Raw genomic sequence first — 13,969 nt, 5'->3', positions numbered from 1 at the left:
GCCTTTAGTCGGAGGTCGAACAACGATCGAAATGAGCTGGATGCCGATCCTGGCCTTTATGCCAAGTTCACCGGCAAAAGTACCGAGATCTCAATGCCATTTGGTGCGCCTCATTTGCGAAAGGACGATCATGGTCAAGGTCATTGGAACCGGCTTCGGGCGAACAGGCACAGATTCCATGCGCGAGGCCTTGAACCTCTTGGGATATGGGCCCTGCCATCACATGCGGGAACTTTTGGCCGATGATGCGCATCGCGATCTGTGGAGGGAGTTGAACGCAAATCTGGATGGGCCCGAGCCTGTTCCTAGTTGGGGTGAGCTTCTTGGCGCTTACGGCTCCTGCGTTGACTGGCCTTCCGCCGCGTACTGGCCCTTACTTGTGGACGCCTTTCCTGAGGCAAAGGTTCTGCTGACCTATCGTAGCGCAGAGAGCTGGTGGGGCAGCTTCGAAAAAACTATTCTGCCGCTGATCTCGGTGGATCCGTCAGTCCCACAACCGCGGGGCTCTGACCTGATCAGTGGGCGGGTTTTTGGTGGCAATCTGGAGCGCGACCATTGCATCGCTCAATACGAGGCCAATGTGGCGCGCGTGAAGCGCGAAATTCCGGCGGACCGTCTGCTTGTGCATACGATCGGCGATGGTTGGGAGCCGCTCTGTGAGTTTTTGAACGTGTCCGTGCCAAGTGTGGCTTACCCAAGAAGCAATTCCACCGACGCATTCAATCGTGAACACGACAAGGACAGGTAACGGATCTCGCCTTTGCGGTGACGCTACTCTCCGTGCGCCTGCCACCGAAGGAGACGGACTTCCGCCAGTGGTAACCGTCGGCCTCGTCGGTCGTAGGCGTGCGATACGCCGCCAATGCAAGCCAACAATTTCGGCCCAAAGCTGCCGGTCAATCCTTTCAAACTCTGCAGAGCAGCATTGGCAAAAGTGGCCACTTCCCGCCACTGGGGTGAAGCTGGTTGGAACCGCCATATGTCTTCTTGCTGCCTAAAGCGGCAGAGAGGCCATCGCCGGTTCCGGTGGTATCGAAAGCTCTGCTTTCACGGCTAACCCCGCTGCGAGGATCACCGACTCAAGGGGCGCGCAGCGTTCAATCCGATAGCATCCTGCGGTTCTGCGCGATCCGTTGCTTCCGCGACTTTCTCAGGAACTCAGCCGTTTGGCTTGCCGATGTCCTTAAGGTTCTCAGAGGCGCTTTCCATGCTTGCCAGATAGAATCGGGCAAAACCCTTGGCCAGCGCCGCAGCATCAAGCGGCAGGCCCAAGGTGGCCAGCGACGTCTTGACCAAGGGCTTCGGGAAGACCGTGACTGCGGTGCCGGTCAGCAGGCCGCGTACATAAGCGGAGTCAAGCTCGGGGTGGACTTGAACCGACAGCGCCGGAAAATCATAGCGAAGGCCGCCATTTGGCGAGGCAGGTGAGGACAGAATGCCTGTTGCACTCGGGGGGGCGTCGATCACCTGATCCTGATGGAAAGACAGCGCAGCCAAGGGCGTGGCACCAAAGAGCGCCTGACCGGCGGGTTGAACGGCATGCAGATGTCGGCCGATGGTCCAGCCTGCCGGTGCGCGGTTTACACGACCGCCAAAGGCCTCGGCCAGCAGTTGATGGCCAAAGCAGATTCCCCCCATCGGAACGCCCGCGGCGCGGAGGGCGACGACATGGGCCTTCAGATCGGCGATCCAGGGGTCGCCGTCATGCACGCCAGCCCGCGAACCGGTGATCAGCACCGCATCCACAGCGCCGGGGTCGGGCGGCGCTTCGCCCCCGGCGACTAAGACCCGCGAAAACCGGGCCTGCGGCAAGGCAGGTGCCAGCCAGCGTTCGAACATGTCGGCATAGCTGCCAAACCGCGCCTGATCTTCAGGCGTCGGGCGGTCCGCCTCATAGATGCACAAATGCATAGGGGACCCTAACTCCGTTTGTCGCGTGTCACCACAACTGAGATCACGATCAGCACCAGCGATGCCAGCACGATCAGCGTGCCAACCGCGTTGATCTCTGGCGTCACGCCCCGGCGCATGGTCGAGTAGATATACATCGGCAGGGTATTGTCGCGGCCGGTCAGGAAGAAGGTAACGGGGATCTCGTCGAAGGACAGCACGAAAGACAGCAACCCGGCCCCGATGATGGCCGAGCGCAGGTTGGGCAGCGTGACATACAGAAACGTCCGCAGCGGCGTGGCGCCAAGGTCTCCGGACGCTTCGGCCAGCGATCGCGGCAGGCGTTGCAGGCGGGCGTAGACCTGCGTCACCACCACCCCCAAAAGCGCCGTCGCGTGACCAAAGATCACGGTTTCCAGCGACAGGGGAAAGCCGAACAGGCTGAACATGTTCAGCATGGAAATGCCGGTCACAATGCCGGGCAGCGTGATCGGCAACAGGATCAGGCGGCGAAACAGCGTCTTGCCGGGAAAGTCATAGCGGTGCAGGGCCATGGCGGCCGCCACGCCCACCATCAGCGCCAGCAGGGTGGCAAAGGTGGCAACGTAAAAGCTGTTCCAGACCGCTGTCTGCAGATCGGCGTTGGCGAACAGCTTGCGATACCAGTCCAGCGTGAAACCCGGAATGGGCCAGGTCAGTGAACGCGAGGACGAAAAGCTGAAGGTGATCAGCACCCAGATTGGGACATAGAGAAATGCCATCAACAGCGCCACAAAGGTCATGAAGGCCGTATCGGCTCCATAGCGCGAGATCAGACTGCGAGAGGATCGGCGGGCCATCCTAATGTGCTCCTATCCGGGACGACCGTTCCAGCCGGTCTGAAAGCGAGACGATCGACAGCACGATCACCAGCATCACGATGGACAGGGCAGACCCCAGCGGCCAGTTCAGTGCCGAGCCGAACTGCGTCTGGATCACGCCGGCAATCAGGTTGCCGTCCGGCCCGCCCACCAGAAACGGGGCGATGAAATCGCCGAACGACAGGCAGAACGTCAGGGTGAACCCGGCCGCGATGCCGGGTGTGGACAGGGGAAGTGTGACCTTGCGAAAGGTTTGCCACGGGGTCTGGCCTAGATCGGCCGAGGCTTCGGCAAGGTTCGGCGGAATACGCTCCAGCGCGGTATAGATCGGCATCACCATGAACGGGATGAAGATATAGGTCAGCGTCAGGATCATCGCGAATTGGTTATACAGAAAGATGTCAGACGGCGCGTCGGTGAACCCGGCCCACATCAGGAACGAATTCAGGATGCCTTCGGTGCCAAGGATGGTCTTCCAGATATAGGCGCGCAGCAGATAGCTGACCCACAAGGGCGCGATGACGGCCATATAAAGCCATGTCCGCACCCCGGCCGAGCGGCAGCGGAACACCAGCCAATAAGCAAAGGGATAGGCCAGCGCCAGCGATGCCACCGACACCAGCGCGCTGATCTTCAGCGTGCGCAGAAGAACCTGCAGATATTGCGGATCGGTGAACAGGGTAGCGTAATTGCCGAACTGGAAGTCTGGCTGGAAGGTCGGGTAGGTCTTGGTCCAGAAGCTGTAGGTGCCGATGATCGCATAGGGCACCAGCATGAAGATCACGATCCAAGCCAGGGGAATGCCCAGAACCAGCACACCTGCAAGGTGACGGCGCAGCAAGGTCATGCCTGCACCTCGCCGGCAAAGACAAAGATGTTGCACGGCTCTACCGCGGCGCGGGCAGGGGCTCCGGTCTTGGGAATGGCGCTGCGCCGCAGGGTATCGGTCAGCAAAGTGTCGATGAACAGGCTGCCGCCATCGGGCAGCGTGATTGCCGTGCGCAAGCCAAGACCATAATAAATGACTTCGGAAATCTTGCCCTCAAGCATGTTGGGCGCGGTCTCGCCCTCGGCCAGCAGGCGGGTCTTTTCCGGGCGAAAGCCCAGCGTCACCCGTGCGCCCGATTGCGGCGGTGTGTCTGTCAGCACCTCCAGCCGCGCCCCGGCGCAGTTAAAGGTGGCGCGGTCCGCCTGCACATCGGTCACCGTGGCAGGCAGGAAATTCGTCGTGCCGATAAAGTTGGCAACATAGGGAGAGATCGGGCGATCATAGATATCTTGCGGCTGCCCATCCTGCGCGACGCGGCCGTTCTCCATCACTACGATGCGGTCTGACATGGTCAGCGCCTCTTCCTGATCATGGGTGACCATAATGAAAGTGATGCCAACCTTTTCGTGCAGATGTTTCAGCTCGATCCGCATCTGGTCGCGCATCCGCGCATCCAGCGCTGACAGCGGCTCGTCCAAAAGCAACACTTTGGGTCTGCGCACGATCGCCCGGGCAAGCGCGATGCGCTGGCGCTGCCCCCCAGAAAGCTGGTCCGGCCGCTGGTCAACCTTGTCGGGCAGCCCCACAAGCTCCAGCGCCTCAAGGGCCTTGGCGCGCGCGGATTTACGGTCGGCACCGGCCATCTTCAGGCCATAGGCGATGTTCTGGCCCACGGTCATGTGCGGAAACAGGGCGTAGTCCTGAAACACCATATTCACCTCGCGGCGGTAGGGCGGCTCCCATGTCACGTCGCGACCTGCCAGATGGATCGTGCCTTGCGTCGGTTCTTCAAAGCCGCCGATCATCCGCAGCAACGTGGATTTGCCACAACCCGAAGGCCCCAGCAGGGTGACAAACTCGCCATCTTCGACAGACAGCGAGACATCGTCGACGCCGATGATGGTTTTCGAATAATGCTTCGAGAGCCCCCGAAGCTCAATGATCGCTGCCATGTCGGCCTGTTCCCCAATTGTCGGTCGTGATGGCGGCGGCGTGCCACATTCGGGCCGCCGCCGCCCGGTCTTGCCGGCCTATTGCGCCTTCACGGCGTTCCAGGCGTTGGTATAGGCTTCGAACCGTTCGCCAAGCGGGGTCCAGATGAACAGGCTGTCCAGATAGTCGGGATCATCCTGATGCAGGGCGGCAAACTGTTCGGGCGACATGCAGGCCTTGGCCGCCGCCGCATTGACCGCCGAATAGCCGTTCACATTGGCCACGCCGCATTGCCCCTGTTCGGACAATTGCATGTTCAGGAACTTATAGGCGCATTCCTTGTTTGGCGTTTCCTTCACCACCATCCATGCGTCCATCCAGCCCTCGGCGCCTTCGGTCGGGATGAACTCCACCACCTCGATGCCCTCGGCCGCCAGCAGACTGGACTGATAGCCCGCCCAGGTGTTCGAGATGACAACCTCTCCCGCCTTGTACAGATCAACCAGCTCTCCGGCAGTGGCCCAGTATTTCCGAACCAGCGGCTTTTGTTCCACAAGTGCTGCCTTGGCGTTTTCGATCTGCGCGTCGGTCAGGTTGTAGATATCCATATCGCCATTCTTGCGCGCGGCGACATAGATCGCGCTTTTGTCATCCCAAAGCGAGATCTTGCCAGCCAGCTCGGGGTTCCACAGATCCGCGATCGAGGTGGGCGGGGTGGTGAAGGCATCCTTGCGATACATGAAGGCAATCGCGCCCCAACTGTAGGGCATCCCGTAATAGGCCCCGTCCCGCTGGATGCCCTCCAGCGCAAGGAACTTGGGATAGATGTCATTCCAGCCGGCAAGGGCGGCCGTGTCCAGCGGCTCGACCACGCCCAGATCGATCATCAGCGCGGTGGTGTCGATGGATGGGGTGATAAGGTCATAGACGCCGCCGCCAGACATCAACTTGGGTGCAAAATCGTCGTTCGAGCCCACATAGGTGGCGCTGACCTTGCAGCCGCTGTCTTCTTCGAATTTGGCGATGAAGGATGCGTCGGTATACCCCTCCCAGGTCAGCACGTTCACGGTGCCTTCGGCCCAGACGGGGCCTGCGGCCAAGGACAGGGCAAGGGTGGCGGTCAATGTTCTTTTCATGGTGTTCTCCTTTGTTGGTTGAGGCCCGGCCCATTCAGGGCTCTTTTCGTTTGGTCTTTCTTACGATCGTTCCGATATCGACGCCGAGGGCCGTCGCGGCCTTGCGTTTGCTGCCATGCTCCTTGATTGCGGCAGCGATGATGTTTGACTCGACGGCGGCAATGCGCTCGCGCAGAGTACCCGCCCCGCCCGCGCCCGGATCTGCGACCTGCACCGGATTTTGCAGCCGGCGCGGCAAATCCTGTTCGTGATCGCCCAGAACGCTGATCTGTTGCAGAAGGTTGGCCAGCTCGCGAATATTGCCCGGATAGCGATAGGCCTTCAGCCGCTGCATCAGACTGTCGGAGATTTGCAGCGGTGTTGTCCGGCGTTGATTGATAGCCGTCAGGAACCGCTCGATCAGATGTTCCAGCAGTTCCGGCATCTCGCGCAGCGGCTTGATCGGCATGTTCACAACGGCCAGCCGGTAATACAGATCCTCGCGAAAGCTGCGGTCTTCCGACATTTGCAGCAGGTCGCGGTTGGTGGCCGAGATAAAGCGCATGTTCACCCGGCGCGGCTTGGTGGAACCCACCCGCAGAAAAAGACCGTCTTCCAGAAAGCTCAGAAGCTTGGCTTGCATGGTCAAGGGGATTTCGCCGATCTCGTCCAGGAACAGCGTGCCCCCTTCGGCGGCTTCGATCAGGCCCTTCTTGCCATCGGTCGACGCCCCCGTGAAGGCGCCCTTCTCATAGCCGAAAAATTCGGTCTCAAAGAGGCTTTCGGGAATGGCCGCGCAGTTGACGGCCACAAATGGATCCGTCGCATTGGCCACGAAACTGTGCAGATGGCGGGCGATTTCGGTTTTGCCCACGCCGCTTTCACCGGTGATGATGACGCGCGCGCCTTGCAAAAGCGCCCGCTCGCCACGCGCGATGATCCGGTCAAGATAGGGGGACAGCTGGCGCTGGCGCGAGAAGTCGGGCCGCAAGCGCCGTTCGACCGTAGAGGTGAAGCTGGCCGGATCGCGCTGCCCCGAAGCCATGCGCCGGGCATGATCCAGCACCGCAAGATCGCGCAGGGTGATGACGACCGCGCCGGGCACCTCTGCCACACGGCGCAGGGTGACAAAGATTGATCCGATGGTTTCGGACCGGATGATAACCTCGCCGGTGCGCGCCTCGGCCAGCATCTCCAGAACAGGCGTCCAGTTCAGCGGGCTGTCGGGGGCCGCCTCGGGCAACGGCCGGCCGATCACGCCCTTGGCGGACAGACCCGCAATCGCTGCAGCTTCGCGGTTCATCTGCACGACGCGGGCGGCAGGATCCAGCACCACGATTCCATCGGGCGACGCATCAAACGCTGCCAGCAAAAGCCGCGCCCGGTCACGCTCGGCGGCCGAGGCGCCGTCAAGGGCTTGTGGGGGGCGTGACATGCTCATCCGCCCCCCACAATCGCAGAAAGGCGGGCACCGCGTTCCACCGCGCGCGGCACATGGCGCAGACAAACGGCCAGCAGGGTATCGCCCCGCATCCCAAAGGTCTGGGCCGTTCCTTCGACCTTCACCCTGCCGCCGGGAAGCCGCACTTGCGCGACAAAAGGCTCTCGGGCGGTGGAGACGGCGGACACGCGCGCATCGGCAAAAAGCCCCGCCAAGGATCCTGCCACTTCGATCAGATCGTCAAAGCGTCGCAGGCTCAGCCGGTCTGAAGGGGTTTCGAACAGTGCCTCGGCGGCCATGTTGGCAAAGACCATGCTTCCTTCGCTGTCCAGCACCAGCACCGGGTCGGGAAGGGCGGCCAGCACCACCTGCAAAAAGGCAATCTCATCGCGCAGTTCGGTCTCGCGGCGGATGTGTTTTGATACATCGCGGACCGTGCCCCACATGCGGAACAACCGATTGCCGCGAATATGCCCACGGACATCGTTTTCCACGTCGATGAACAGCCCGTCATACCGCAGATCGCGCGACGGCGACCCGTTCATGTCGAAATCCGCGCGGATCAGGCGGCGGATGAAATCCTCGTTTTCCGGCGTGCGGGGAAAGGTTTCGGCTACCGGACGATCATTGAAATCCGCGCCCGGCGGTGTGCGATAAAGTCGCGCCATGGCGTCATTGCAGAACCGCCAGCGCGGGCCGTTCTCGAACACCTGACGGACGATCTCATGCTCGGGCGCGGACAGATCCACCGGATCGGCCCATTCCATGCACCACCCGGCATCGGCCGATGCCGCGACGATGCCCGACAGAACCTCGTTCGCTTCGGCCAGGGTGGCCACATCATCCAGATCGCTGCCCGCAGGCCATTTGCACAGGCGCAGGCAAAGCCCGCGCCCGGGATTGTCAAAAAGCTCGGCCACCGCCGTGGTGGGCACCAGCGTGCCATCTGCCGCCCGCAGGGTCAGCGGAAGAACCCTCGGCAGCGGCGACAGAAGGGAGAATTGCGCCGCGATACGTTCGCGCGCCTCAAGCGTGTAGACCCGCGCCCAAGGCTGACCCACCAGATCCGCGCCCCCAAGACGTGCGGCCTGAGCGTCATCCATGGACACGAAACTGCCATCGGATGACAAGACATCGACCATCCGGCCCGACTTGAACGGGAAGGGGGGGGGTGTTCGCGTCACGTCGTCTCCTTTTCTGTCGCCCGGTGCGGGCTGTTACGGCACGCAATGCAGATAGCGCTCGACGTCCCAGTTGGTGACTTCGCGCAGGAACCGGGTCCATTCATCGCGCTTGTAGTCATCGAACACCTCATAAAGCCGTCCGGGAAGCGCTGATTTGACCACCTCGTCCCTCTTCAGGGCCTCCAGCGCATCATGCAGGTTCAAGGGAATCAGCTTTACCGGCTCGCCAGCTTGCCAAACCGTGGTAACATTGCGCGTTTCGGGGGGGCCGGGGTCAATCTTATTCTTGATGCCGTCATCCATCGCCTTCAGCAGCGCGCCGCAGAACAGGTGCGGGTTGACCATGCTGTCTACTGCCCGGAATTCGAACCGGTCGGGCGAAGAGATGCGGATGGTGCAACTGCGGTTCTGCAATCCCCAGTTGGCCCCGATCGGTGCCCAGAGGCCATAATCGTTGAACCGCCGATAACTGTTGACGGTAGAGGCCCCAAGGCAGGTCAGCGCGTCAATGTGTTTCAGGCTGCCACCCAGAATATGGTGGCCCAGTTCTGTCGGCAACCAGCCGCCGTCCTTGTTCTCAAATTCGTTCACGCCGCCTTTGGAATAGTGGAACAGCTCTTCCATCCCCGGCAAGTCGCCGGGCACCAGCTGCTGCATCTCGCGCGATCCGCCGGTCCAGACAGAACAGTTGTGATGGCACCCGTTGGCGGCATAGCCCATGAAGGGCTTGGCCATGAAACAGGCGATCAGGCCCCGCTGGCGGGCCACTTCGGCGCAGATCTGGCGATAGGTCGTCATCCGGTCACAGGTGGGCAGGGCGTCGTCGAACTGGTAGTTCAGCTCGATCTGGCCGGGGGCGTCTTCGCAATCGCCCTGAATCATGTCCAGACCCATGGCCAGCGCATAGTCTGACACCTGTTTCCAGACCTCGCGGGCGTTTTCAAACTGGCCGATGTGATAGGCGAAAGGCTCGGTGATGCCGTCATAGGGGCGCACTTCGCCATCCTTGGGCGTCAGCCAGACCATTTCCGGTTCCAGCCCAACCCGCAGGTGCAGGCCGTTGTGATCGGCCCGGAACTGCTGGTCGAACCGCTTCAGGTTTCCGCGCGTATCATGTTCGTAATACTGGCCGGGAGAGGTGTAGTCTTCAAGGCTGTAATACAGCGTGCAAAAGACACGGGCGATCCGCTTGTCCCAAGGCAATTGGCAAAACGTATCGGGGTCCGGCAGCGCGATGCATTCCATCGCGTTGGAATCGAAACCGATCAGATTGCCCTTGAAATCCGGCGTTACGTTGGCCACGCCGCCCATCCAGGTCTGCACCCCCTTGCGGGCCTGCGTCTCCCAGTGGCGCGCCGGGGCGGCCTTGCCCATCACCCGTCCGGTGATCGAGATGTATTGGTAATAGATATAGTCGATCCCCATGGCGTCGATCTTCTGACGCACGCGATTGACCAGTTCAGCCCGGCCGGGGGCTTCGATATCGCGGTGATAGTCGGTGTCGGTATGCACTGTTTTTCTCCCTGTTGTCTCTTAGGCCTCAAGGTAGCGGGCGCGCTCTTCGGCGCTGACCGCTTTGGCGAGGCTGGCGTATTCGGCGCGGCAGGCGGCCACGAAATTGTCGGTAAAGGCATCGCCCCAGATGCGGCGGACGGTGGCGCTGTCGGCCATCCGGTCGGCGGCATCGGCAAGGTCGCGGGGAAAGCGCTGGGCGCCTTCGGGCACATGGTCCGGCCCACCGGACAGGGTGGCAGCCGGGGCGGGCAGATTGCGCTCAATCCCGTCCAGCCCGGCACCCAGCATCATCGCCAGCGTCAGATAGGTGTTGCAATCGGCGGGCGGCACCCGGAATTCCAGCCGCGCCGACGGCCCCGCATGCGGCGCGGACCGCACCGCCACGGTAAAGGGATGCTCCGCCCAAGTCAGCGATTTCGGCGCCCAACTGCCCGGAGCCAGACGGCGATAGGCGTTCACCGTGCTGGTACACATGGCGAAGGCTTGCGGCACGATCTCCATCATGCCGGCGATGAACTGGCCGGCCAGCGCATTGGTCTTGCCATCAGGGCTGGAGAACAGGTTCTTGCCGGTTTTCGCATCGCGCAAGGACAGGCAGCAATGGCCGCCGATGCCGGGATATTCCGCACCCAGATAGGGCATGAAGCTGGCGGTCTTGCCGTGCTTGCGGGCAAAGGACCTTGCGGCCAGACGGAAGAACGCCGCATCATCCGCCGCGCGCAGCCCTTCGGTCGCGGCCAGCGTGCCTTCCAGACAGCCCGGCCCCAATTCGACGCCAAGGCCGTGCAGCGCAATGTCGTGGCCCAGCACTTCGGCCTCGAACGCGGCAATGAAGGCGGCTTCGGCATTGGCCGTGGTGCCGGACCAGCATTTGTTGTCGGGGGCGAATTTCTGCAGGCCTTCAAATCCCTTGGCCCGCACCGATTGCGCGTCTTCGTCCAGCAGGATCACTTCGAATTCAAAGGCGGCATCCACCTTGAACCCCATCTTCGCCGCCCGCTCGATCTGGCGGCGCAGCACCTGGCGCGGCATCAGCTCTTTTGCATCGCCGGACAATTCCGCGATCATCGTTACCGCGCCCGGCTCGCTGGGGTTGCGCCGGATCGATGAAGAGTCGATTTCCACCGTTTCGGTGTAGAACCGGTTGCCGCCGAACAGACTGTCGGCGATGTCCCAATGCGCGATCACATTGGCAAAGCGCGGGTCTTCGGCCCATTGCACGAACTGTGCCCGGCGCAGGCGGCGCTCGCGGAAGACCGAGGCAAGGTCGAACTGCCCCACATGCACAACCTCGGCGCCAAGCCGGTCCAGAGCGTCCTTCAGGTCCGTCATCACACTCTCCCTTTCGGTGCGGTTCATGCCGCCACTGCTTCATTCAAGACGCGATCAAGGCGCGCGCGGTGCTGCGCCAGTGCAGCGGGTGCAGCACCAAGGCCAAGGATGCCGACGGGCCGCCCTGCGCGGCGGTATTCGACCAGACAGGGTGATTGGCCAACGGCGGCCAACTCGCCTTCCAGCACCCGAATTTCGTCGCCCAGACCGGGCGCGCCAAAGCTTTGCAGCCGCAGCCCGTGCTGATCACTCCAAAAGCCGGGCAGCGGGGCAAAGCGCGCTGGCGGTTCTGCCCCGGCGGTTCGCGCCGCGATGGTTTCGGCAGCGCGTCTGGCGGTCAGACCGGGGATCGACCAATGTTCCACACGGCGTGGCGTGGCGTCGAACAGCGCGTTCGGAAAGCGCGCCACGTCGCCCACGGCAAGGATGCGGTCGCTGCCCAGTGCGGTCAGCGTGGCATCACACAAGACACCATTCGTCAGATCCAGCCCGGCGCCGGATAGCCATTCGACATTCGGCACCGATCCCACCGACTCGACCGTCAGATCCCCGTCGATCCGGCTGCCGTCCGACAAGATCAGCGCGCCGTTCTCATCCCCGGTGACCGATAGGCCGCAGCGCAGATCCACCCCTCGCGCCCGATGAAAACCGGCCATCGCCGCAGCCACATCTGGCCCCAGAGCCGCCAGCATCGGCTGTGCTGCCGGCTCGATCACGCTTGCGGAAAGGCCCAGCTTCATCGCCGTTGCGGCCAGTTCACAACCGATGAACCCGGCACCGACCACAAGCATCCGCGCGCCGGGGCGTATCGCTGCCGCCAGCTGCCGGGCATCGTCAATGCCGCGCAGCACATGCCGCGCCTCGCCCCCCGGAAAGGCCAGCCGTCGGGGCCGCAGGCCCGACGCGGCGATCAGCCAGTCATAGGGCAGCGCCTCGCCATCGCCCAGCCGAACGGCACGGTTCGCCGCATCGACAGAGATCGCCCGCGCCCCCAACCGCCACGTTACCGCGCCTGCGTCCAGCCGGTGCCGGAAGGTTAGCTTGTCCAGCCCTGCGTCGCCCGCAACTAGCCCGGCCAATGCCTCCTTTGACAAGGGCGGGCGATTGTAGGGCGCGTGCGGCTCGTCGCCTACCAGCGTGACCCGCGCGTCCGGCAGTGCCGCCAGCACCGCCTCGGCGCTGCGCAACCCGGCCAGTGAGGACCCAATGACAAGGACGCGCGGACCCACCGTCAGCCGTCGATCACTATGGCCTGCTCGGGGCAGGCATCGGCGGCGGCCTCGGCATCACTGCGCAAGCCTTCGTCGCAATCGGCAATCCAGACCAGACCGCCGTCATCATTGAAGGAAAACACCTGCGGGGCCGCAATGACGCATTGTCCATGCAGCAGGCAGATCGACATATCGACGTGAACCTTCATTCAAAACCCCAGTTTTATTGACATTTCACCGCATCATGCCTTGTCGAAAGCCAACGGCATGCTGACTGCGCCCGTATTGCCGCTATCGGGCAGCCATACTACCTCGCCGGCAAAACGCGGGTTCTTCATCCGGGCCGCCATCAGCGCCAAAGCCGCCGTCATGTCACCGCGAGCGATGAAGTGGCCAAGGCAATGATGCGTGCCGCCGCCAAAGCCGAAATGCGGTTTGCGCGCGGCGGTGATGTCAAAACTTTCGGCATTCTCCATCGCCGCAGGGTCCATTGCTGCCGCTTGACCCCACAGATGCAGCGTGGTGCCTTCGGCGATTTTCAGGCCCTGAAATTCGAAATCCTCGGTCGCGGCGCGGGTGACCCAGGTGGTGGTCGGGCGGGTGCGCATCACCTCTTCGACCGCGGCTTTCGCCAGTTCGGGCCGGTCGCCGAGCAGCGCCCATTGGTCGGGGTGTTGCACGAACATGTCCATCGCCAGCCCGATCTGGTTGCGCGTGGTGTCGATGCCGCCAAAGATGGCCAGCACGATCATGTCCAGCATTTCCTGCCGCGACAGCTGATCCGGATTTTCGCGGTTGGCCTTGACCAGCAGGCCGATGAAATCTTCGGACGGGTTGGCCTCGCGGTCGATCACCAGCTGTTCGGCGTAATCGAATAGGCGGGCGACGGCGGTTTCGATCTTCGGAAGGTCTTGCTTGAAGGTCACCCCCAGCGCCAGCCCCATGTCGGCGGCAATATCGGCCAGTTCGCGCCATTTCTCAAACGGCAAGCCAAGCAGGTCGCAGATCACCCCCGTGGCATAGGGTTCGGTGAACTCGGCGATGAAGTCACATGTCCCACGGTCGATGAAGGCGTCAATCAATCGGTTTGCCAGCACCTGAAACTTGGGCTGCAGATCGGCAATCAGCTTGGGGCTGAACGCCGGGTTCGCCATCCGCCGCAGGCGCCCGTGCGTGTCGCCCTCGACGCAAAGCAGCATGTTGCACCACCATGTCGCGAACTTGCCGTCCGTCACGCCATTGTGCTGCGGCCAAAGATGGCTTCCCTGCCGCAGTTTCGGATGGCGCAGCATCTTCTGCACTTCGTCATAGCGCAGCACTGCAAGGCCATAGGGCGTGCGGGCATACCAATTGCGCGCTCGCGCATCGCTGACCTGTTGAGAGCGGATTGAAAAATCAGGGTCAGCGACGTTTAGGTAAGCAGCATCAGCAAGCGGAGCATCGGTCATGGCGGTCTTCCAGGTTTGGCCTCTTTCCTTCCTGTGAGCATATTTCGTGCCA

13 protein-coding genes are annotated in these 13,969 nt (G+C 62.3%); 1 reads left to right on the top strand and 12 read right to left on the bottom strand.

Annotation, left to right across the window (positions count from 1 at the left end; all coding sequences use genetic code 11):
• Positions 1 to 130: 130 nt before the first annotated feature.
• Positions 131 to 748: a sulfotransferase family protein gene (locus tag QUV21_RS14010; RefSeq protein ID WP_300855782.1), complete on the top strand. Its 618-nt coding sequence runs from the start codon at positions 131 to 133 to the stop codon at positions 746 to 748.
• 410 nt (positions 749 to 1,158) lie between these two features.
• Here the strand turns inward: QUV21_RS14010 and QUV21_RS14005 are convergent, their stop codons facing one another.
• The 12 genes from QUV21_RS14005 to QUV21_RS13950 all read right to left on the bottom strand — a co-directional run bounded on the left by QUV21_RS14005 (position 1,159) and on the right by QUV21_RS13950 (position 13,917).
• Positions 1,159 to 1,911, bottom strand: a complete 753-nt coding sequence (locus QUV21_RS14005) for a type 1 glutamine amidotransferase (protein ID WP_300855781.1) — start codon at positions 1,909 to 1,911, stop codon at positions 1,159 to 1,161.
• An 8-nt stretch (positions 1,912 to 1,919) separates the two neighbouring features.
• The gene (locus tag QUV21_RS14000) at positions 1,920 to 2,729 is read right to left on the bottom strand and encodes an ABC transporter permease (RefSeq protein WP_300855779.1); all 810 of its coding nucleotides are present in this window, start codon (positions 2,727 to 2,729) and stop codon (positions 1,920 to 1,922) included.
• Position 2,730: 1 nt separating this feature from the next.
• The gene (locus tag QUV21_RS13995) at positions 2,731 to 3,597 is read right to left on the bottom strand and encodes an ABC transporter permease (RefSeq protein ID WP_300855777.1); all 867 of its coding nucleotides are present in this window, start codon (positions 3,595 to 3,597) and stop codon (positions 2,731 to 2,733) included.
• On the bottom strand, positions 3,594 to 4,691 hold the full coding sequence (locus QUV21_RS13990) for an ABC transporter ATP-binding protein (protein ID WP_300855774.1): 1,098 nt from the start codon (positions 4,689 to 4,691) through the stop codon (positions 3,594 to 3,596). The genes QUV21_RS13995 and QUV21_RS13990 overlap by 4 nt, the downstream gene beginning before the upstream one ends.
• A 78-nt stretch (positions 4,692 to 4,769) precedes the next feature.
• Positions 4,770 to 5,807 (bottom strand): extracellular solute-binding protein, encoded by a 1,038-nt coding sequence (locus tag QUV21_RS13985; protein ID WP_300855772.1) that lies wholly within the window; start codon positions 5,805 to 5,807, stop codon positions 4,770 to 4,772.
• Positions 5,808 to 5,841: 34 nt separating this feature from the next.
• Positions 5,842 to 7,221 (bottom strand): sigma 54-interacting transcriptional regulator, encoded by a 1,380-nt coding sequence (locus QUV21_RS13980; protein ID WP_300855770.1) that lies wholly within the window; start codon positions 7,219 to 7,221, stop codon positions 5,842 to 5,844.
• A 2-nt stretch (positions 7,222 to 7,223) separates the two neighbouring features.
• Complete coding sequence (locus QUV21_RS13975; protein WP_300855768.1) at positions 7,224 to 8,411, bottom strand: PAS domain-containing protein; 1,188 nt, start codon at positions 8,409 to 8,411, stop codon at positions 7,224 to 7,226.
• 33 nt (positions 8,412 to 8,444) lie between these two features.
• On the bottom strand, positions 8,445 to 9,923 hold the full coding sequence (locus tag QUV21_RS13970; protein WP_300855766.1) for a glutamine synthetase: 1,479 nt from the start codon (positions 9,921 to 9,923) through the stop codon (positions 8,445 to 8,447).
• A gap of 21 nt (positions 9,924 to 9,944) precedes the next feature.
• The gene (locus QUV21_RS13965) at positions 9,945 to 11,258 is read right to left on the bottom strand and encodes a hypothetical protein (RefSeq protein ID WP_300855764.1); all 1,314 of its coding nucleotides are present in this window, start codon (positions 11,256 to 11,258) and stop codon (positions 9,945 to 9,947) included.
• A 23-nt stretch (positions 11,259 to 11,281) separates the two neighbouring features.
• A complete protein-coding gene (locus tag QUV21_RS13960; protein ID WP_300855762.1) occupies positions 11,282 to 12,487 on the bottom strand; it encodes an NAD(P)/FAD-dependent oxidoreductase in 1,206 nt (401 codons plus the stop codon).
• A 2-nt stretch (positions 12,488 to 12,489) separates the two neighbouring features.
• On the bottom strand, positions 12,490 to 12,678 hold the full coding sequence (locus QUV21_RS13955) for a ferredoxin (protein ID WP_300855760.1): 189 nt from the start codon (positions 12,676 to 12,678) through the stop codon (positions 12,490 to 12,492).
• Between the two features lie 33 nt (positions 12,679 to 12,711).
• Positions 12,712 to 13,917, bottom strand: a complete 1,206-nt coding sequence (locus tag QUV21_RS13950) for a cytochrome P450 (RefSeq protein WP_300855758.1) — start codon at positions 13,915 to 13,917, stop codon at positions 12,712 to 12,714.
• Positions 13,918 to 13,969: the final 52 nt, after the last annotated feature.

Origin of the sequence: Tabrizicola sp. (genome assembly GCF_030373185.1) — a bacterium.
GTDB lineage: Bacteria > Pseudomonadota > Alphaproteobacteria > Rhodobacterales > Rhodobacteraceae > Tabrizicola.
This window is presented reverse-complemented; position numbering and strand designations above follow the sequence as displayed.